General features: G+C 65.8%; 19 protein-coding genes. 5 read left to right on the top strand and 14 right to left on the bottom strand.

Features of this window, described 5'->3' with window-relative positions:
• Positions 1–32: 32 nt before the first annotated feature.
• Positions 33–1,658: a GMC family oxidoreductase gene (locus tag ACOYW5_RS12975; protein ID WP_423065306.1), complete on the bottom strand. Its 1,626-nt coding sequence runs from the start codon at positions 1,656–1,658 to the stop codon at positions 33–35.
• Positions 1,659–1,719: 61 nt separating this feature from the next.
• Entirely contained in the window at positions 1,720–2,652 is a 933-nt protein-coding gene (locus ACOYW5_RS12970) for a LysR family transcriptional regulator (RefSeq protein ID WP_423065305.1), read from the bottom strand.
• A gap of 219 nt (positions 2,653–2,871) precedes the next feature.
• On the opposite strand from ACOYW5_RS12970, the gene ACOYW5_RS12965 reads away from it, so the two are divergent.
• Entirely contained in the window at positions 2,872–3,498 is a 627-nt protein-coding gene (locus tag ACOYW5_RS12965; protein WP_423065304.1) for an outer membrane protein, read from the top strand.
• A 6-nt stretch (positions 3,499–3,504) separates the two neighbouring features.
• On the opposite strand, the gene ACOYW5_RS12960 is transcribed toward ACOYW5_RS12965, so the two are convergent.
• Positions 3,505–4,521, bottom strand: a complete 1,017-nt coding sequence (locus ACOYW5_RS12960; protein WP_423065303.1) for a rhodanese-related sulfurtransferase — start codon at positions 4,519–4,521, stop codon at positions 3,505–3,507.
• 60 nt (positions 4,522–4,581) lie between these two features.
• Here ACOYW5_RS12960 and ACOYW5_RS12955 point away from each other — a divergent pair, with 60 nt between their 5' ends.
• Positions 4,582–5,607: an aldo/keto reductase gene (locus tag ACOYW5_RS12955; RefSeq protein WP_423065302.1), complete on the top strand. Its 1,026-nt coding sequence runs from the start codon at positions 4,582–4,584 to the stop codon at positions 5,605–5,607.
• A gap of 7 nt (positions 5,608–5,614) precedes the next feature.
• Here the strand turns inward: ACOYW5_RS12955 and ACOYW5_RS12950 are convergent, their stop codons facing one another.
• From ACOYW5_RS12950 to ACOYW5_RS12905, 10 genes are all read right to left on the bottom strand, one after another.
• Complete coding sequence (locus tag ACOYW5_RS12950; RefSeq protein ID WP_423065301.1) at positions 5,615–6,910, bottom strand: O-antigen ligase family protein; 1,296 nt, start codon at positions 6,908–6,910, stop codon at positions 5,615–5,617.
• 1 nt (position 6,911) lies between these two features.
• A complete protein-coding gene (gene pheT, locus ACOYW5_RS12945; protein ID WP_423065300.1) occupies positions 6,912–9,320 on the bottom strand; it encodes a phenylalanine--tRNA ligase subunit beta in 2,409 nt (802 codons plus the stop codon).
• Complete coding sequence (locus tag ACOYW5_RS12940) at positions 9,317–9,970, bottom strand: 3'-5' exoribonuclease domain-containing protein (protein ID WP_423065299.1); 654 nt, start codon at positions 9,968–9,970, stop codon at positions 9,317–9,319. Before ACOYW5_RS12940 ends, pheT begins: the two co-directional genes overlap by 4 nt.
• Positions 9,967–10,428, bottom strand: coding sequence for a hypothetical protein (locus tag ACOYW5_RS12935; RefSeq protein WP_423065298.1), 462 nt, complete (start codon positions 10,426–10,428; stop codon positions 9,967–9,969). The genes ACOYW5_RS12940 and ACOYW5_RS12935 overlap by 4 nt, the downstream gene beginning before the upstream one ends.
• Positions 10,428–11,558, bottom strand: a complete 1,131-nt coding sequence (pheS, locus tag ACOYW5_RS12930) for a phenylalanine--tRNA ligase subunit alpha (RefSeq protein ID WP_423065297.1) — start codon at positions 11,556–11,558, stop codon at positions 10,428–10,430. Before pheS ends, ACOYW5_RS12935 begins: the two co-directional genes overlap by 1 nt.
• A 163-nt stretch (positions 11,559–11,721) precedes the next feature.
• Positions 11,722–12,123: a 50S ribosomal protein L20 gene (gene rplT / locus ACOYW5_RS12925; RefSeq protein WP_055873058.1), complete on the bottom strand. Its 402-nt coding sequence runs from the start codon at positions 12,121–12,123 to the stop codon at positions 11,722–11,724.
• Between the two features lie 12 nt (positions 12,124–12,135).
• Complete coding sequence (gene rpmI / locus ACOYW5_RS12920) at positions 12,136–12,336, bottom strand: 50S ribosomal protein L35 (RefSeq protein ID WP_055047457.1); 201 nt, start codon at positions 12,334–12,336, stop codon at positions 12,136–12,138.
• A gap of 340 nt (positions 12,337–12,676) precedes the next feature.
• Positions 12,677–13,099: a MarR family winged helix-turn-helix transcriptional regulator gene (locus tag ACOYW5_RS12915; RefSeq protein WP_423065296.1), complete on the bottom strand. Its 423-nt coding sequence runs from the start codon at positions 13,097–13,099 to the stop codon at positions 12,677–12,679.
• A gap of 65 nt (positions 13,100–13,164) precedes the next feature.
• Positions 13,165–13,950 (bottom strand): hypothetical protein, encoded by a 786-nt coding sequence (locus ACOYW5_RS12910; RefSeq protein ID WP_423065295.1) that lies wholly within the window; start codon positions 13,948–13,950, stop codon positions 13,165–13,167.
• A gap of 103 nt (positions 13,951–14,053) precedes the next feature.
• The gene (locus ACOYW5_RS12905; protein ID WP_423065294.1) at positions 14,054–14,941 is read right to left on the bottom strand and encodes a LysR family transcriptional regulator; all 888 of its coding nucleotides are present in this window, start codon (positions 14,939–14,941) and stop codon (positions 14,054–14,056) included.
• Positions 14,942–15,045: 104 nt separating this feature from the next.
• Here ACOYW5_RS12905 and ACOYW5_RS12900 point away from each other — a divergent pair, with 104 nt between their 5' ends.
• The 3 genes from ACOYW5_RS12900 (at position 15,046) to ACOYW5_RS12890 (ending at position 17,731) form a co-directional block, all read left to right on the top strand.
• On the top strand, positions 15,046–15,666 hold the full coding sequence (locus ACOYW5_RS12900) for an NADPH-dependent F420 reductase (protein ID WP_423065293.1): 621 nt from the start codon (positions 15,046–15,048) through the stop codon (positions 15,664–15,666).
• A gap of 101 nt (positions 15,667–15,767) precedes the next feature.
• Positions 15,768–16,124, top strand: a complete 357-nt coding sequence (locus tag ACOYW5_RS12895; protein ID WP_423065292.1) for a DUF423 domain-containing protein — start codon at positions 15,768–15,770, stop codon at positions 16,122–16,124.
• Positions 16,121–17,731, top strand: a complete 1,611-nt coding sequence (locus tag ACOYW5_RS12890; RefSeq protein WP_423065291.1) for a GMC family oxidoreductase — start codon at positions 16,121–16,123, stop codon at positions 17,729–17,731. Before ACOYW5_RS12895 ends, ACOYW5_RS12890 begins: the two co-directional genes overlap by 4 nt.
• A 53-nt stretch (positions 17,732–17,784) precedes the next feature.
• Here the strand turns inward: ACOYW5_RS12890 and infC are convergent, their stop codons facing one another.
• Positions 17,785–18,321: a translation initiation factor IF-3 gene (infC, locus tag ACOYW5_RS12885; protein WP_423069462.1), complete on the bottom strand. Its 537-nt coding sequence runs from the start codon at positions 18,319–18,321 to the stop codon at positions 17,785–17,787.
• Between the last annotated feature and the right edge of the window lie 115 nt (positions 18,322–18,436).

Below are 18,436 nucleotides of genomic sequence, written 5' to 3'. Positions count from 1 at the left end.
TGCCCGATGCGGACTGAACCGCGGCTGATTGGCTACCGGCCGTGATCGGCAGCAATGAGGCTGGCGGCTTTCGAGCCGATCGCCATGGCGATGGCATTGGTATTGGCCGAGGGGATGGCAGGGATGATCGAGCAATCGATGACGCGGAGGTTCTCGACGCCGCGGACGCGCAACCGCGCATCGACGACGGCCATTGGATCATCGTCGCGGCCCATCTTGAGCGAGCCGGAGGGGTGGTAGTTGGTCTTCACCGTCTCCTGCGCGAAACGGGTGAGCCCGACCATGTCCTCGACATCGGCGCCGGGCAGGATCTCCTCCTTGATCTTGGAGCGGAACGGCTCGGCCTCGAGGATCTTTCGGGCGTAGCGCATCGAGGCGAGCGTCAGGCGAAGATCCTCGGGATCGCCGAAGAAGTTGCAGTTGACCAGCGGTTGCGCGGCCGGATCGGCCGAGCGCAGCCGCACCGTGCCGCGCGCCTTGGGGCGGAGGAGGCACGAAGTGAAGGTGACACCCCAGGTGGGCTTGGCCTTCGACACATCGCGGTCCTGGTAGACGATCGGGGCGCAGTAGAGCTGGATCGTCGGCCGGTCGCCACCATCGGGGTCGTAGAAGAGGCAGGATTCGATGCCGGTGGTGGTCACCGGGCCGGAGTTGAAGAGGATGTACTGGAGCCCATTGCGGATCATCGGCCAGCCCCGGTCCTGGCCGAAATAGCCGGACTTGGCTTTGGTCGTCGCGATGATCGGGACTTCGTGATGATCCTGGAGGTTTTCGCCGACGCCAGGGAGATCGGCGATGACGGGGATCTGGAAATCGTCGAGATGCTCGGCCGGCCCGATGCCCGAGAGCATCAGGAGCTTCGCCGAATTGTAAGTACCGGCGCCGACCAGCACCTCGCGCTGGGCGCGGGCCTCATGCGGATCGCCGTTCCGCGTATAGGCGATGCCGACCGCCTTGCCGTTCTCGATGATGATCTTGTCGACGCGGGCATCGGTGACGATGGTCAGCCGCTTGTCGCGCTTCAGCGGGTCGAGGAAGGCCTTCTTGGTATCCGAGCGGCGCCGGTAGCGGCCCCACTGGCCATAGGTGTGCTGCATGATGCCCACACCGTTCTGCCGCTCGCCGTTGAAATCCGGGTTGTAGCGATGCCCCAGCCCCTGCACGGCAAGGAGGAAATCCTCGGTCGTCTCGGAGATGTAGCCGGGCTCGGCGACACGCAGCCGCCCGCTGATGCCGTGATACCGGTTGTTGAAACGGGCATTGTGCTCGAGCGAGGTCCAGTGCGGGAGCAGGTCGGCGTAGCTCCAGTCGTCGGCATTGCCGAGGCCCGCCGCCCAGCCGTCATAATCTTCCTTCTGCCCGCGCATATAGACCATGGCGTTGACGGCGCTGCCGCCGCCGAGCGCTTTCGCTACCGGCACGATGGGCGCGCGGCCGCCCAGTTGCGGCTGTGGCACCGTGCGGTGCATTTCGAGGAAGGTGTCCTTGCTCAGGTACTTCATGTAGCCCGCCGGCATGCCCATGACGGCATTGGTGGTGCGCGGGCCGCGCTCGACGATCAGCACCGAAAAGCCGAATTCGGAAACGAGCCGCATTGCCGCGACCGAAGCAGCCGAGCCGCCGCCACAGATGATGAAATCGAAACTGCGCTCGGCCATCCAAAGTCTCCCGGATGGCCCTGTTTAGCGGGCCGTCGGTAGATTGGGTAGTGCGTCGGCCTCAGGCGGCGTTCGCTGCCTTGGGCAATAGGCTCGACTCGAGGATGGTGCCGTTCCTGACGCATTCCGCGGCGATCTCGGTGGCGAAGTCGCGCAGCATCTCGCGGTCGAGCACGTCGGCGTTGCGCACCACCATGGCGATGTCGCGGTGGACGACATCGACGTCCGACGGGCGGATTTCGGTGAGGCGGCCGGCGGCGATGTCGTCGGCGACGGCGGAGTGGACGAAGAAGCCGACGCCCTCGCCGCGGATGGCGATGCGGCGGGCCGGGCCGGTGGGGAGTTCGACCGAGACCGGGGCACGGCGGAACAGCGCCAGCGCCGCATCCGGGTAAGCCTGCCACCAGTTGATCGATATGAGCCGCGGCACGCGCTTCAGCACGTCCTCCATCTTCGGTTCGAGCCCCAGTTCGGCCGCGATCTGTGGCGTCGTCACCATCGGCACCCGTTCGCGCATCACCAGCAGTGGCACGAGATCGGTGATGATCGGATCGAGATTGGGCCAGCAGAGAATGCCGAGCTCGATCTCGCGCTCGCGCAGCATGGCGGCGATCTGGCTCTGGCGGCCTTCGTTGATCACCACGTCGACCGATGGGTACTTCTGCTGGAAGCGCAGCAGCGATTCCGTGATCAGGGGGGAGACGAGGCTGCGGAGCGAACCGATCGAAACCCGGCCGCGCTCGACCCGGCGCAACGCGTCCTTGGCTTCCTGCGCGGCGGAGAGGATGCGGCGGGCATAGGGAAGGAAGGTCATCCCCTGGTCGGTCAGCTGGATATTGCGGCCGCGATGGAAGAGCGGCACGCCGAGCAGATCCTCGAGTGCCCGCATGCGCATGGAGACTGTCGCCTGCGTGACATTGAGTTTCGCCGCCGCCTTGGTGAAGCTCAGGTCCTGCGCGATGCGGTCGAAGGTTCTGATCTGGTCGAGGTCCATGGATCGGTCCGGCTTATGCGTGACAGCGGATACGGCGTTGTTCGCCCTGTCACATTGGATAAGCTGATGGAGCGGTCTGGGCAAGGGGCGGTTCCGGCTGCCGCTTCGCGGCCTTACCCGAATACTTGCTGTAGATTTGCGGTCCACGTTGCGCGGCGGCTACAGACATTGTTGATCAAACGGCTATGCTCGGCACCGACAGTTGACGAGGTGGCGTACATGAACCGGATATTCGCAGCAGCGGCGGTCATCGCCATGGGTAGCGTCGGGGCACAGGGTGCCGACTTGATCGTCGACGAGCCCGTGGTCGTAGCGCCGGCTCCAGAGGCAACCAACATCTACGTTCAACTGCTTGGCGGGGCGACCGCCGGCATCGACTTCTCCTTCTTCGATGGCTCGGACGAATACGTCAACGCGACCGATATCGGCTGGGCCGTGGCCGGCACCGTCGGTGTCGTGGTGTTCGATGGCTTGTCGGTCGAACTGGACGGGCTTTACACCCATCGAAACCTGTCGGATTACGACGACAGCGAGATTGCCAGCGCCAGCATCATGGGCAATCTCAAGTATACCGCAGATCTGAACGACATGTTCTCGATCTACGGCGCGGTCGGCCTAGGCTACATCAGGTACTATGACCGCTTCGAGGGCGAGGACGGCGAGTTTTCCGGTTTTGGCTATCAGTTCATCGGCGGCATTGGCGCCGAGATTTCGGAGGGCGTGTCTCTGATCGGCGAGGCACGCTACCAGAACACCTTTGACAATGCGGTTTACGACGAAAGCGATGACCTGTCCCTGCAGGTGCCGACCGTGACGGTGCTGGGCGGCGTGAAGTTCTCCTTTTAGGCGACCCTAGGCTTTCCAGCGGCCTGCGGTCTTCCGCGACGCTTCCCGCCGCTTGAGCTTCGCCGCCTTGTGGCGCGCCGCGACCTCAGCCGCGTCATCGCCGAGATGCGCCTCGCCGCGCGCCCGCGCCAGTTGCATCTGCCGCTCGCGCTCCTGCGCGCCGGCGGGGGCGGTTTCGGCGCAATCGCGGCAGAGCGAACCGACGGCATTCTCGGGCATGATCGGGTTGCGGCAGGCGCGGCAGAGGACGGCTTCGCCCTCCTTCAACCCATGCGTGACCGAGACGCGTTCGTCGAAGACGAAGCACTCGCCGTTGAAGCGGCTCTCGGTTTCGGGCACCGCCTCGAGATATTTGAGGATGCCGCCCTTCAAATGGAACACTTCCTTGAAGCCCTGCGACAGCATGTAGGCGGAGGCCTTCTCGCAGCGGATGCCGCCGGTGCAGAACATCGCGACCTTGGGGTGCTGGGCCGGATCGAGCCTGGCCACGTAGTCCTTGAACTCGGTGAAGCTTTGCGTCCCGGGATCGCGCGCCCTGGCGAAGGTGCCGAGCGCAACTTCGTAATCGTTGCGCGTGTCGATGACGGTGACATCGTTGCGCTCGATCAGGCCGTTCCAGTCGCGCGGCTCGACATAGGTGCCAACCAGTTTCGAAGGATCGGCCTCGGGGGCGCGCAGGGTGACGATCTCGGGCTTCAGCCGGACCTTCATCCTGAGGAACGGCATCTCGGCAGCGCCCGAGAACTTGGCTTCGGCGCCGCGCAGGCGCCCGGCCCAGAGCGGGCTCGTTTCGAACCAGTCCATCAACTCGTCGATCGCGCCGGGGCGGCCGGCCACAGTGCCGTTGATGCCTTCGGGGGCGAGGATGAAGGTCCCTCGAATGCCGCGGGCGCAGCAGAACAGCGCCAGCTCCGGCTTCAGTTCGGCGCAATCTTTGAAATCGGCAAACTTGTACAGCGCCAGAACCTTGAACCGGTTCAGGCTTTCGGGCAGGTTGGCGACAGTTTCAAAAAGCTCGGACATCGCCGCGGGTGTAACATCCGCTGACCGCAACGGGCAAATCGGACAAATTCGGAGGGTGAGATGACCTATCGGGCCAGCGACGCTCGCTATGGCGACATGCAATATCGATACACGGGGCGTTCGGGGCTGAAGCTGCCTGTGGTCAGCCTGGGGCTGTGGCAGAATTTCGGTGGCACGCGCGACTATCCCAGCGCCTTCGAGATCCTGAGCTACGCCTTCGACAAGGGCATCACTCACTTCGACCTCGCCAACAATTACGGCCCCCCGCCGGGCGCCGCCGAGGAACTGTTCGGCGACGTGATGGCGCGCGATTTCCGCCCCTATCGCGACGAGATGATCATCTCATCGAAGGCCGGCTGGACCATGTGGGAAGGCCCCTACGGCGACCGCGGCTCGCGCAAGTACATCATCGCCTCGGCCGACCAGAGCCTCAAGCGCATGGGGCTCGACTATTTCGATATCTTCTACTCGCACCGCTACGATCCCGAGACGCCGCTCGAGGAGACGATGGGGGCGCTGGCGCAGCTGCACCGCCAGGGCAAGACGCTCTATGTCGGCATCTCGATGTATCCGGAAAAGCAGACCCGTGACGCTGTCACGATCCTCAAGGGCATGGGCGTGCCCTGCCTGATCCACCAGCCGAACTATTCGATCCTCAACCGCTGGATCGAGGAGGACGGCACGATGGCCGCCTGCGCCGACGAGGGCGTCGGCATCATCGCCTTCTCGCCGCTGCAGCAGGGGATCCTGTCGGGCAAGTACAACAACCTGAAGGGTGACCTGAGCGGCACCCGTGCCTCGGAGAACTATTCGCTCTCGGCCAACCGGCTGGAGCCGCGCATCCTCGAGGCCGTGGACAAGCTCGGCGCCATCGCCAAGGCACGCAAGCAGACCATGGTGCAGCTGGCACTGAGCTGGGTGCTGCGGCGCAGGGAGATCACCTCGGCGCTGATCGGCGTGCGCACGCTGGAGCAGCTCAAGGATTGCCTCGGCGTGCTGGACAATCTCGAGCTGTCGGCCGAGGAAATCGCGGCGATCGACGTGGCCGCCAAGGGTGGGCTGATCGACAGCCGGCCCGGACGGTAAGGAGGGCCTACGCCCGCCGTCCTGCAATCGCCGCCGCCAGCACCACGTAGATTGTCAGCGTCATCGGCGCGACCAGGAAAGTGTCGGGGATGCCCAGCACGATCGCGCCGATGATCAGCACCAGCAGCGCGTGGAGACGCTGCGGGCTGCGGGCTTCGCGCGGCAGGTGCAGGTAGCCGGCGATCGGGGCGGCGAGCAGCAGCAGCCACGCGGCGAGCCCGAGGAGACCACCCGAGACGGCGAACTGGGCGACGTCGTTGTGGAGATGAGGAATGCGGCCCCAGCTCAGTTGCCCGGGCGTGAGCAGCGCGAGGACCTGCGGCATTGCCGCTTCGCTCCAGCCGTGGCCGAACAGGGGGGCGGCCGCGAATAGCTGGGCGGCGGCGCGGCCGAGGCCGAGGCGGATGTCGACGGCGGGATCGGGGACGGGGCTGCCGGCGGCAATAGCGGCCAGGACGTCCCATAGCCGCATGCGTTCGGTGCCTGGCAATTCGATGAACAGGGCGGCGAAAGCCACGGCGACGGTGACCGCGACGATGGCTGTGCGTGTCACGGGCCGGTGTGCGAGGCAGAGGCCGGTGACCAGCAGCAGGACCGGCAGGCCGAGCAGCGCGGTGCGCGACCCGGTCAGGGCGATGACGATGATCGCGCCGGCGAGGGCGAGCAGGCTCAGCCAGCGCCAGCGGTGCTGGGTGAACAATGCGCCGAGGCCGAGCGTCGCGGCGAGCAGCGTTGTGACGGCGAGGCGGGTAGGGTCGGTGAGCCAGAAGCCCTCGGCGGCGCGCGGCATGTCGAGGCCGTAGCGGTAGGCGAGGGCTGTGGCGAGGCCGACGATGGCACCGGGAATGGCGTAGCGGGTGAGGTTGGCACCGCCGATGAGGCGGGCGAGAGGGGCATAGAACAGCGGGGCGGCGAGGCCGAGGAGGGGGAGGAGGTCCGTGGGAGTGCGGAGGGTCGCGAGGGCTGAGAGGGTGATGAGGAGGTAGGCGAGAGCGAAGAGGAGGGTCGGTGCACTTGGCCGCCCCCTCCACCAGCTCCGCTGGTCCCCCTCCCTCGCATACGGGGGAGGATCACGGAGAGATCGTGCCTCGGTAACGTGCGCACCGGCGGTGCCTTGGTCCTCCCCTGTCGAAGACGGGGGAGGGGGACCGCCGAAGGCGGTGGAGGGGGCGACCACGAGCACGATAGTCGCCACCGCCGCCAAGCCCAACAGCACGAACGTCGTCGCATAGCCGAGCGCCGGGCTCAGCCCCAGCGCCACCAGAAGCACCGCCGATCCGAGATATCGTCCGGCGGTGGCCATGTCAGGTGCGAAGGGCCCCGCCGGTCGCCTTGGTGACGGCGCTGACGACCGACTGGCTCACGGCTTCGATCTCCTCGTCGGTGAGGGTCTTCTCCGTCGGCTGCAGCGTCACCGCGATGCCGATCGACTTCTTGCCCTCCGGCACGCCCTTGCCCTCGAACACGTCGAACACGCCAACATCGGTGATCAGTCCCTTGTCGGCGTTCTTCGCGGCGCGAAGGATGGTCGCGGCGGCCACATCGCGATCGACGAGGAAGGCGAAGTCGCGGCTGAGTGCCATGAGATCGCTGAGCTTCAGTGCCGGCTTCGAGCGGGTGGCTTTCTTCCGCGGCTCGGGGATGGCGTCGAGGTCGAGTTCGAACGCGGCGACGGGGCCGGTCAAATCGAACTTTTCGAGCTCGGACGGATGCACTTCGCCGAACCAGCCGATGGTGAGCTTGGGCCCAAGCTGGATGCGGCCGCCGCGGCCAGGATGGCTCCATGACGCCGGTTCGGCGACAAGCTGCAGCTTGTCGATGTCATGCCCGAGCGCATCGAGCAGGGCGGCGATATCGGCCTTGGCGTCGAACACCGAAACCTTGCCGGCCTGCGCCTGCCAGTGACGCGAGCTGCCGAGGCGGATGCCGGAGGCATAGGTGCGCTGGCCCTCGGGCAGGATCGAGTGGAACACCTGGCCAATCTCGAACAGCTTCAGCTCGGCAATGCCGCGATTGGTATTTCGGGCCGCAGCGGCGAGAAGCCCGGGCAGCAGCGAGGGCCGCATGTCGGTGAGTTCGGACGCGATCGGGTTGGCGAGCTTCAGCTCCGGCTTGCCGCCGCCGAAGCGTGTGGCCTCGGCTTCGGGGATGAACGACCAGGTCACCGCTTCGTCGAGACCGCGCGCCGCGAGCGTGCGGCGGGCGAGGCGGCGGCGGTTCTGCAGCGTGGTCAGCATGCGCGGCGCCACGTGATTGAGGCGCGGCAGCGGATCGACCGGCACGTTGTCGACGCCGACCATGCGCATCACTTCCTCGGCGAGGTCGGCCTTCATGGTGACGTCTGGCCGCCAGGACGGGACATGCACCTTACGGGTGTTGCCGGTGCCCTCGAGCTTGAAGCCGAGACGGGCGAGGATCGCCTCGATCTCGTTTGCGCTGGTCTCGAGGCCGGTGAGACGCTCGACCTCGGAGATCGGGAACTCGACGATGGTGTTGGGGAACACGTCCTCGCCCGAGATCACCGGCTCCATGGCTTCGCCACCGACGAGCTCGAGCATCAGGCGGGTCGCCAGTTCGAGGCCGGGCTCGGTGAGTGCGGGATCGACATTGCGCTCGAGCCGGTAGCGGGCATCGGAGACGATGCCGGTCTTGCGGCCGGTCTGGGCGATGAGATCGGGATCCCAGCTGGCGCATTCCATCAGGACGTTGACCGTCTCGTCGGTGGTGCCGGAGCGGATGCCGCCCATGACGCCGCCGAGGCAGAGCGCACCGAGGTCGTCGGCGATGACCGTCATGGTCTCGTCGAGCGCGTAGACCTTGTTGTCGAGCGCGTCGAACTCTTCCCCGGGTTTGGCGACGCGCAGCACCGCCGTGCCGACGATCTTGTCGGCGTCATAGGCGTGGAGCGGCCGGCCCCAGCCGAGCGAGACGAGGTTGGTGATATCGACCACGGCATTGATCGGCCGGAGGCCGACGGCACGCAGGCGCTGCTGCAGCCACTCGGGCGATGGGCCGTTCTTGATGCCCTTGAAGTAGCGTCCGGCGAACTTGCGGATGGCTTTCGGCTGGCCGGGTTCGAAAATATGCGGCAGCGGCGCGATCGGGCTCGGGCCCCTGGACGGCACCGGGGACATGTCGGTCGACTTCAGCGTGCCGAGGCCGAAGGCGGCGAGATCGCGCGCCACGCCGTAGACGCCGGTGGCATCGCCGCGGTTGGGGGTGATCGAGATGTCGATCACCGTGTTCCCGAGCTTGGCGTACTCGACATAGGGCACACCGACAGGCGCATCGGCGGGCAGCTCGATGATGCCGTCATGGTCGTTCGAGAGCTCGAGTTCGGCGGCCGAACACAGCATGCCGTCCGACTTCTCGCCGCGGATGACGACGCCGGCCTTCAGCGTGAAATCTTTGCCCGGAATGTAGGTGCCCGGCGCCGCGAATACCGACTTCATGCCGGTCCGCGCATTCGGGGCCCCGCAGACCACGTCGATCAGCGTGCCGGTGCCGACATCGACCTTACAGACGTTGAGGTGGTCCGAGTTCGGATGGGGCTTGGCTTCGACCACATAGGCGACGACGAAGGGCCGCAGCTTTTCGGCCGGATCGACGATCTCCTCGACTTCGAGGCCGACCATGGTCAGCGCCTTGCCGATCTCGTCGACCGAGGCGGTGGTGTCGAGGTGCTCTTTCAGCCAATCGAGGGTGAATTTCATTTGTACATGCTCTCGGTCGCTTCGATGTACGGCAACGCGCCGCTGATCTCGAAAAGTTTGGCCAACACGTTGGCAAAGCCGCGCGCGTCGTCGATGGCGCGGTGGGTGTGTTCGATGTGGCCGTACCACTCGGGCGGCACGCGCTGCATGCCCCACTTGAGATACGGCGCGCCGCGCAGGGCGCCGGCCATGGTGTAGAGGCAGACCCCGCCGCCGCGGAAGATCTGCCGCGAGTTGAACGGCCCGCCGAGGACGCGTGTACCGGCATAGGTCCAGAGGTAATGGTCCATCCACGGACCATCGAAGGTCATCGGCGCGGCAGCGAAGACACGGAAGCCCGGGAGGGATTCGACCCAGTCGGCATAGCGCGCCATCACCACGGCCGGATCCTCCGGATTGGTGGTGGCCCACTTGTAGGCCTCGGGCTGCGTCGCCCACCAGGCCATCGTGTCCGGGTTGGGCCTGCGGTCGGCGCGTGGGGTGAGCACGGCCTCGAACTCGCCCAGCACCCCGCCGGTGACATCGACCGCCACCGAGGCAAAGCTCAGCATCGAGGATTCGAGCGGGTTATGCCCGTCGGACTCAATGTCGGTGACGACGAAGGTCGTAACCGGCTGCTCATCAGCGGCGATGGGAGGCTGGAGGCTCATGCCGTACCCTTCCGCAGCGCCGCTACCCGTGGGGGCAACTGCCGATGGCCAAGCAATCCGTGGCATCTGCCGAGGAACGGCACGACGCGCTCGCTGAGCAGCGTGGTCACGCGCCGGCGCAGCGGGCTGTCGCCATCGAGCTCGGCATAGGGCAGGGCGTCGAGACCATTGGCCTCGGCGACGCTGTCGGTGAAGTGGCCGACCCGCCAGCCCGAATAGACGCTGCCGGGCGGCACCCACTCGCGGCCGAACAGGCGCTGGAAGCGGGCAAGGTTGATGTAGCAGGCAAGCCCCGACTGGCTTCGCTGGATCGCGACCTCGGTGCGTGCAAACGCGGTCGTGCGGCTCCAGCTCCCACCGATCCGGACATAGCCGGCAGGAGCGAGGATCGCATCGATCTCGCGTTGCAGCACCTGCAGCACGCGGTCGCGCAATGATGCCGGGGACTCGACCGTCATCAGCTCGACAGCCCCCCGAACAGCGTCGGCAGGTCGAGCGGCCTGAACCCGTAGTGGTCGAGCCAGCGCTTGTCGCCGTCGAAGAAGGCACGCAGGTCGTTCATGCCGTATTTCAGCATGGCGATGCGATCGATGCCCATGCCCCAGGCGAAGCCCTGGTAGACCTCGGGATCGAGCCCGCAATTGCGCAGCACGTTCGGATGCACCATGCCGCAGCCGAGGATTTCGAGCCAGTCATTGCCCTCGCCGATCTTCACTTCCGAACCCGAGCGGTCGCACTGCACGTCGACTTCCATCGACGGCTCGGTGAAGGGGAAGAAGCTCGGGCGGAAGCGCAGCGTGACGTTGTCGACCTCGAAGAAGGCCTTGAGGAACTCTTCCAGCACCCAGCGCAGCTGGCCGATATGCGAGCTCTTGTCGATCACGAGGCCTTCGACCTGGTGGAACATCGGCGTGTGCGTCTGGTCCGAGTCGTGCCGATAGGTGCGGCCGGGGATGACGACGCGGATCGGCGGATCGATCGCCGTGGTGAGATAGGGCGCCGACGGCTTCTCGTTGGTCTTCAACATGGAGCGGATCTGCACCGGCGAGGTGTGAGTGCGCAGCACGCGCTTCACCCCATCGGGCGAGGGCGCCATGAAGAAGGTGTCGTGCATCTCGCGCGCCGGGTGCCCCTCGGGGAAGTTGAGCGCGGTGAAGTTGTACCAGTCGGTCTCGATGTCCGGACCTTCGGCGATGGAGAAACCCATATCGGAGAAGATCGCGGTGATCTCGTCGATCACCTGGCTCACCGGGTGGATGCGGCCTTCGGCGGTCGGCGCCGGGCGCACCGGCAGGGTGACGTCGACGCGTTCGGCAGCGAGACGGGCATCGAGCGCCGATTTGGCGAGTTCGGCGGCCTTGGCTTCGATCAGCGCCGTGACTTCTGTCTTCAGCCCGTTGATGGCAGCGCCGGCGCTCTTGCGCTCTTCCGGCACGATGCCGCCGAGCGTCGCGAGGAGCGCGGAGACCGAACCTTTCTTGCCAAGGGCGGAGACGCGCACCGCTTCGATGGCGCCTTCGTCGGCAGCGGCCGCGACGGCGGCGCTGATTTCGGCGCGGAGGGTGGCGATCTGGGCGTCGAGGGACATTTGAACGTTCCGGAAAATTGTGTTTCAGGGCCAAACGAAAAAGCCCCGCGCCAGCCCCTGTTCGGGGCGGCGCAAGGCTTAGCTTAGGGCCTCAGAAAAGGCGAGTGGTCTTGCTGGCTCTTAGCCTGATCCGAAAAGTCTCGTGACTTTTCGGGGCTAGACGCTAGGCGCTGATACGCTCGTGGGTGGTCGTCTCGATCTTGCCGAGATACCCCAGAGCCTTCTTGGCCTGCTCAACCAGCACGGCGAACGCTGCGGGCTCGGTGATCGCGAGATCGGAGAGCACCTTGCGGTCAACGGCAATCTCGGCCTTGCTGAGGCCGTCGATAAATCGACCATAGGTCAGGCCGTGATCGCGCACGGCGGCGTTGATGCGCTGGATCCAGAGGGCGCGGAAGTTGCGCTTCTTGACGCGGCGATCGCGGTACGCGTACTGGCCGGCCTTGTCGACGGCGGCCTTGGCGGTGCGGATGGTATTCTTGCGGCGACCATAAAAGCCCGAAGCAGCCTTCAGGACCTTCTTGTGGCGAGCGTGGGCGGTAACGCCTCTTTTAACGCGGGACATAGGTTCGGCTCCTTAACGGTTGTACGGCATGTACCACTTGACCAGACTTTCATCGCCCTTCTTGAGGATCTTGGTTCCCCGGTGAGAGCGGATGTAGTCGGCGTCGTGGCTAAGGAGACGGTGACGCTTGCCCGCGACGCCGGCCTTGACGCGGCCCGTCGCAGTCATCTTGAAGCGCTTCTTGGCGCCCGATTTGGTCTTCATTTTTGGCATTTTGCGTTCCTGGTTAGAGGCGGTTCCTGAGAACCAGCATTTCGAACTGCCACGGCATGCCTTTTGGCCGGGCGGCCCGTCGAAGAAGCGCGGTGTATAAGGGGAAAGGCGTGGACACGCAAGAGGCGTCGGCTCAGGCGTCACACAGTCGCAATATCCATCTGCGGTGATCGTGGCAAGCGCCGGGAAAGGCGCGGCCAGGAGCGTCCATGTCGGATCTATTTGCGGCTCGACCGGCGAGCCAATCACCACTGATCATCAACAAGGCCTACCTGCGCGGCGCCATCTGGTTCTTAGCTTTGGCACTGTTCGTCTGGCTACCCAAGCCGGCGGATGCGGCTCAGGCTCGATTTGCGGCTGCGAGTTCGCTGAGCCCGTCGATGAGCTGTGCTGCCTCGGTGCGGCTGAGCGAGGCGAGCGCCTGCCGGTCGGCATCGGCGGCCGCGGTCGCTGCCTGGGGCAGGATGTCCCGGGCGCGCTGGCTGAGATAGAGGCCCTGCGCCCGGCCCTTGCCGATCGAGGCCTTCTCGATCCAGCCTTCGGCTTCGAGCCCCGTGAGGGTGCGTGCGACACCCGGCTGCTCGAGGTCGAGCCGGATGACGAGCTCGGCCTGTGTCAGCCCTTCGCGCTGCGCGATCTCGCTGAGCGCGGTGTACTGCGCCGGGTGGAGGCCGAACGGCGCCAGCGCCTCGCGCAGGCCATTGGCGAGTTGGCGCGTCAATAGGCTCGCGACGTGAAACAGCGTTTCCTTGTGGTCGAACATGGCCTCCTCCCCCTTGAGGATTGGCCATCATAGCGCGCCGGGGATTAAGCGAGCCTTGCTGGGGCCTACCGCACGATCTCGGACCACGGCCGGCCGTTGCGTGCGGCGGTCGCGGCCATGGCGATCGAACGCTTCTGGGCGCTGGTCAGTTCGTCCGAGACGATGTTGGCGGCGTTGGCCGGATCGAGCATGGCGCGTGGCACCAGCAGCCGCTCGAGGAAGCCGAGCGCAGCCCAGACATTGTCGGCCAGCGCGCCGACCGGGCGGCGCCGCAGCGCGGCGGTGACGGCGAGTTCGAGGTAGAAGGAGGGGAAATCGAGCCCGTTCTGGTCGCGCCAGAGTTTCAGAATGCGGATCTCGTCCTGCCGGTCGGCCTCGTGGGTGTCGAGCACATGCTGGTGGAGGTTGGTGGTGATCGCCAGCGAGCGGCGGCTCGAATAGATCTCATGAATGTCCGAGATCATCGACAGACGCTTGGCCGGCAGGATGTCGACGATCATGTTGTCGCCGACCCGCAGGGCAATGGTGACATCGCGCCGGATCGGTTTCAGGCCTAGCCGCCCGAAGGTGGTGAACATCGACTCGTAGACGTCGGGGATCCGGCGGGTTGACTGGGTGCGGATCCAGACGACGAAATCCATGCAGATGCCAGTGCGATTGGCCGTTGCCTTCTCGAAGCCGCCGCCGGGCATGACTTCGACGATATGCTCGCCGCCCCAGGCGTTGCAGAGCAGCTCGATCTTGGTCGCGACGTCCTCGAGTTCGGCGGCGGAACGCCGATCCACCACCTCGCGGGCGAGGATCCGCGACAGGTATTCGGACGCTGTTACGCTACTGACCGCCGTACTCATGCCAACCATTTTACGAAATTGCGGCGGGACGATCCAGTATTCGCCGCGGTCACCGAGTTAAGTGGTTACCACACAAAGTTAAACGGCGCCTTGCGAGCCCGATCTACTCCTTGAGGCCGGCGGCGATGGCGTCCATGAACGCGGTCAACCGCCGCGGCAGCAGCCGGCGCGAGGGATAGACGAGGTGGATAGGGAGCGTCATCCGGTCCCAGTGCGGCAGCACTTCGACCAGCTGTCCGGCCCGCAGCGGCTCCTCGACCAGGTCGACCGGCAGGTAGACGATGCCGGCGCCCGCGAGCGCCGCGGCGAGCTGGGCCTCGCCATTGTCGATCTGCAGCCCGCCCTCGACTTCGGCGATCACCGATGTCCCACCCGGTCCGATGAACGGCCAGCGGTTGCGCGGGCTCATGTTGAGATTGAGGATGCAGCGATGGTGGCGGAGCTCGTCCGGCGTTAGCGGCAATCCGAGCGATGACGCATACGACGGCGCGGCAACGACGCGGAAGCGGTAGGTACCGATGCGCCGCGCAATCATGGTCGAAGCCTGCAGCTCGCCAACGCGGATGGCGACATCGTAGCCTTCCGCAATCAGGTCGGCGCGGCGATCGTTGAGGCTGAGCTCCACCGTGACCTGCGGGTTGAGTTCGCAGAAGCGCGCGACGATGGCGGCAAGCCGATGGATGCCGAGCGTCGCGGGGCCGGTGGCGCGGATGCGGCCGGAGAGCTGGCCCGGCTCGGTGCGGGTGAGATCATCGAGTTCGCCCATCGCTTCGAGAACCGTCTCGGCTTGCGCGAAAAAGCTCTCGCCCAGTTCGGTGAGGCGCTGGGCGCGCGTCGTGCGCTCGATGAGGCGGGCACCGTGATGCTCCTCCAGCGCCTGGATGCGGCGGCCGACCATGGCGGGGGAAATGCCCAGCAGCCGGGCTGCGCCGGCGAAGCTGCCGGATTTCACCGCGGCGACGAAGGTTTCGAGATTGATCAGCTCGGCCATTCGATACCCAGATGCAAGAGTGAAGCGCGAATTGTGATCATTCTATACCAATTGAGAGCGGGCTAGATAGAGGTCATCGAAACCGCAGACAGAGGGATTTCCCAATGACCACCGCAATTCTCGGCCTCGGCAACATGGGCAAGGGTCTGGCCAAGCGCCTCGCCGGCAAGACCGAGCTCGTCCTCGGCGCGTCCAACGTCGCTGCCGCCGCCGACTTCGCCAAGTCCGTTGGCGCCACCGTCACCGACTACAAGTCGGCCGTCGCCGCCGCCGACATCGTGATCCTCGCCGTGCCCTACCCGGTCGCGCTCGAACTGGTGAAGACCCTGTCGCTCGCCGGCAAGACCGTCATCGACATCACCAACCCGATCAAGGCCGACTTCTCGGGCCTCTCGATCGGGCACACGACTTCGGCCGCCGAGGAACTCCAGGCTGCCGCTCCCGCCGCCAAGGTAGTGAAGGGCTTCAACACGATCTTCGCGAGCCTGTTCGACACCCCTGCTTCGGCCACCGCCAACGTTCCGGTGTTCGTCGCCGGCAATGACGCCGCCGCGGTCGACGCGGTTGCCGCTCTTGTTACCGCGGCCGGCTTCGCGGTGGAGAAGGTCGGCGGCCTCGATGGCGCCCGCCTCGTCGAGCCGGTCGGCATGCTGAACATCCGCTTTGGCTACGGCCTCGGCCAGGGCACGGCCATCGCCCCGGCCTGGCTGAAGCTCGCCGCCTGATCCAGAGTTCAGTGCAGCAGACCAAGAAGGCCGGGGAGCGATCCCCGGCCTTTCTGTTTTCCCGTGCCTCGGCTATCGCTAGCCTAAGTTCGGGGAACACCATGCCGACCACCTCATCTGCTCGCGCCTTGCTGGTCATTGCCGGCCTGTTCGGCGCGCTCGGCGTCGCCGCGGCGGCCCGGGCCAGCCATGCCGGCGACGACAATCTCGGCATCGCCGCCAACTTCCTGTTGCTGCACGCACCGGTGCTGATCGGGCTGAGTCTAATGGCGGCCAACCGCCTCGCGCTCGCTGCGGGGATTGTGATCGCGGTCGGCGTGGCGGTGTTCGCCGGTGACCTCGCCTTGCGCTCGTTTGCGGGCAATCCGCTGTTCCCGATGGCGGCGCCGATCGGCGGCGGCGCGATGATCCTCGGCTGGGTGCTGGTCGCGGGCAGTGGCATCTGGGGCAGGCGGTGAGCGAAAGCCTCGGCATCTACGACTACATCATCGTCGGTGCCGGCTCGGCCGGTTGCGTGCTTGCCAATCGGCTGAGCGCCGATCCGCGCAATAGCGTGCTGCTGCTCGAGGCGGGCGGCAGCGACCGCTACCACTGGGTCGATATCCCGATCGGCTACCTTTTCACCATGGGCAACCCGCGCACCGACTGGATGCTGCGGACCGAGGCGGAGCCGGGGCTGAACGGCCGATCTCTCCCATACCCGCGTGGAAAAGTGCTCGGCGGCTGTTCGTCGATCAACGGCATGATCTACATGCGAGGGCAGGCCGCCGACTATGACGGCTGGCGCCAGATGGGCAATGCCGGCTGGGGCTGGGACGATGTGCTGCCGTACTTCCGGAAGTCCGAGCGCCACTATGCCGGAGAGTCCGCCAGTCACGGCGCGAACGGCGAATGGCTCGTGGAGAAGCAGCGGCTGAACTGGCCGATCCTCGATGCCTTCCAAGCCGCGGCAGTGGAGCTGGGCATCCCCCGCGTCGCCGATTTCAACACCGGCGACAACTTTGGTTCGGGCTATTTCGAGGTCAACCAGCGCGGCGGGGTGCGCTGGAGTACGTCCAAGGCCTTCCTGCGGCCGGTGCAGCATCGCCAGAACCTGCGCGTACTGACTGGTGCCGAGGTGGAGACGCTGCTGTTCGAGGGAACGCGGGCGACCGGTGTCCGCATCCGGCATCGTGGGCGGGTCGTCGATGCCATTGCTGGACGCGAGGTGATCCTCTCGGCCGGCGCGGTGCATTCGCCGAAGCTCCTGGAACTCTCCGGCATCGGCCGGCCGGATGTACTGGGCGGGCTCGGCATCCCGGTGCGCCACCGGCTCGGCGGCGTCGGCGAGAACCTGCAGGACCATCTGCAGATCCGCACCGTGTTCAAGGTGAAGAATGCCGACACGCTCAACAGCCGCTACCACAACCTGATGCGCCGCGCCGGCATGGGGATGGAGTATGCGCTGAAGCGCACCGGGCCGTTGTCGATGGCGCCGAGCCAGTTCGGCATCTTCGCGCGCTCGCGACCGGGGCTTGCGACGCCCGATCTCGAATATCATGTGCAGCCGCTTTCGACCGATCGGCTCGGCGAGCCGCTGCATCGGTTCGACGCGGTGACGGTGTCGGTGTGCAATCTCCGGCCTGAAAGTCGCGGAACGATCCACATGGAAAGCGCCGACGCGAGGGCGGCGCCAAAGATCCGGCCGAACTATCTCTCCACCGAAACCGACCGGCACGTGGCGGCCGACTCGATCCGCCATGCGCGGGCGCTGATGCGGACCCGAGCGGTGGCGCGGTTCGAACCGGAGGAGTTCCTGCCCGGACCGCAATATGCCGACGATGCCGACCTGGCGCGGCGGGCCGGGGATATCGCGACGACGATCTTCCACCCAGTCGGGACCTGCCGGATGGGCAATGACGACATGGCGGTGGTCGACCCGCAGCTGCGGGCGCGCGGTCTCGCCGGGCTGCGGGTGGTCGATGCCTCGATCATGCCGACGATCACTTCGGGGAATACGAACTCGCCGGTGATCATGATCGCGGAGAAGGCGGCGGAGATGGTGCTTTCTCAGAGAGCCGGCTGACCAAAACAAAGGGCGCCTCGCGGCGCCCTCATCATCTCGGCAGTGTCACCGGCTCACTTCGGAGCCAGCACCATCACCATCTGGCGGCCTTCCGAGCGCGGGGACGATTCGACCTTGGCCTTGGCCTCGAATTCGTTCTGCACCTTGATCAGGACCTGCATGCCGAGTTCCTGGTGGGCCATTTCACGGCCACGGAAGCGCATCGTTACCTTGACGCGGTCGCCATCCTCGAGGAAGCGAGCAAGCGCCTTCATCTTGGTTTCGTAGTCATGGGTATCGATGCCCGGACGCATCTGGATTTCCTTAACCTCGATCACCTTCTGCTTCTTGCGGGCTTCCGCGGCCTTCTTCTGCGCGGAATACTTGAAGCGGCCAAGATCGAGGATCTTGGCGACGGGCGGCGTGGCGTTCGGGGAGATGATGACCAGATCCAGACCCTGCTCCTGCGCTTCCGCGAGAGCTTCGCGCGTCCGTACAACGCCGCGATTGGCGCCTTCGCCATCAATGAGCTGGACGTCGGGGGAGGAGATGTCTTCGTTGGATTGCGGCCCATCCTTCTGGGGCGCGACGGGTCTCATGGGACGACGAATGGGAGACGATCCTTCAGTTGTTACCGGGTCGGCGGGAAATCGGCGCTAAAATCGTTCTGTGACGACCATAAGTCAACACCGGCTTGGGCAAGAAACCCGCACTCAACGCACATCG

Source organism: Devosia sp. CN2-171, assembly GCF_049354815.1.
GTDB lineage: Bacteria > Pseudomonadota > Alphaproteobacteria > Rhizobiales > Devosiaceae > Devosia_A.
This window is presented reverse-complemented; position numbering and strand designations above follow the sequence as displayed.

Coding starts and splice junctions, on each gene's coding strand:
- ACOYW5_RS12975 (WP_423065306.1), bottom strand. CDS start 1,658: ATGGCCGAGCGCAGTTTCGATTTCATCATCTGTGGCGGCGGCTCGGCT.
- ACOYW5_RS12970 (WP_423065305.1), bottom strand. CDS start 2,652: ATGGACCTCGACCAGATCAGAACCTTCGACCGCATCGCGCAGGACCTG.
- ACOYW5_RS12965 (WP_423065304.1), top strand. CDS start 2,872: ATGAACCGGATATTCGCAGCAGCGGCGGTCATCGCCATGGGTAGCGTC.
- ACOYW5_RS12960 (WP_423065303.1), bottom strand. CDS start 4,521: ATGTCCGAGCTTTTTGAAACTGTCGCCAACCTGCCCGAAAGCCTGAAC.
- ACOYW5_RS12955 (WP_423065302.1), top strand. CDS start 4,582: ATGACCTATCGGGCCAGCGACGCTCGCTATGGCGACATGCAATATCGA.
- ACOYW5_RS12950 (WP_423065301.1), bottom strand. CDS start 6,910: ATGGCCACCGCCGGACGATATCTCGGATCGGCGGTGCTTCTGGTGGCG.
- pheT (WP_423065300.1), bottom strand. CDS start 9,320: ATGAAATTCACCCTCGATTGGCTGAAAGAGCACCTCGACACCACCGCC.
- ACOYW5_RS12940 (WP_423065299.1), bottom strand. CDS start 9,970: ATGAGCCTCCAGCCTCCCATCGCCGCTGATGAGCAGCCGGTTACGACC.
- ACOYW5_RS12935 (WP_423065298.1), bottom strand. CDS start 10,428: ATGACGGTCGAGTCCCCGGCATCATTGCGCGACCGCGTGCTGCAGGTG.
- pheS (WP_423065297.1), bottom strand. CDS start 11,558: ATGTCCCTCGACGCCCAGATCGCCACCCTCCGCGCCGAAATCAGCGCC.
- rplT (WP_055873058.1), bottom strand. CDS start 12,123: ATGTCCCGCGTTAAAAGAGGCGTTACCGCCCACGCTCGCCACAAGAAG.
- rpmI (WP_055047457.1), bottom strand. CDS start 12,336: ATGCCAAAAATGAAGACCAAATCGGGCGCCAAGAAGCGCTTCAAGATG.
- ACOYW5_RS12915 (WP_423065296.1), bottom strand. CDS start 13,099: ATGTTCGACCACAAGGAAACGCTGTTTCACGTCGCGAGCCTATTGACG.
- ACOYW5_RS12910 (WP_423065295.1), bottom strand. CDS start 13,950: ATGAGTACGGCGGTCAGTAGCGTAACAGCGTCCGAATACCTGTCGCGG.
- ACOYW5_RS12905 (WP_423065294.1), bottom strand. CDS start 14,941: ATGGCCGAGCTGATCAATCTCGAAACCTTCGTCGCCGCGGTGAAATCC.
- ACOYW5_RS12900 (WP_423065293.1), top strand. CDS start 15,046: ATGACCACCGCAATTCTCGGCCTCGGCAACATGGGCAAGGGTCTGGCC.
- ACOYW5_RS12895 (WP_423065292.1), top strand. CDS start 15,768: ATGCCGACCACCTCATCTGCTCGCGCCTTGCTGGTCATTGCCGGCCTG.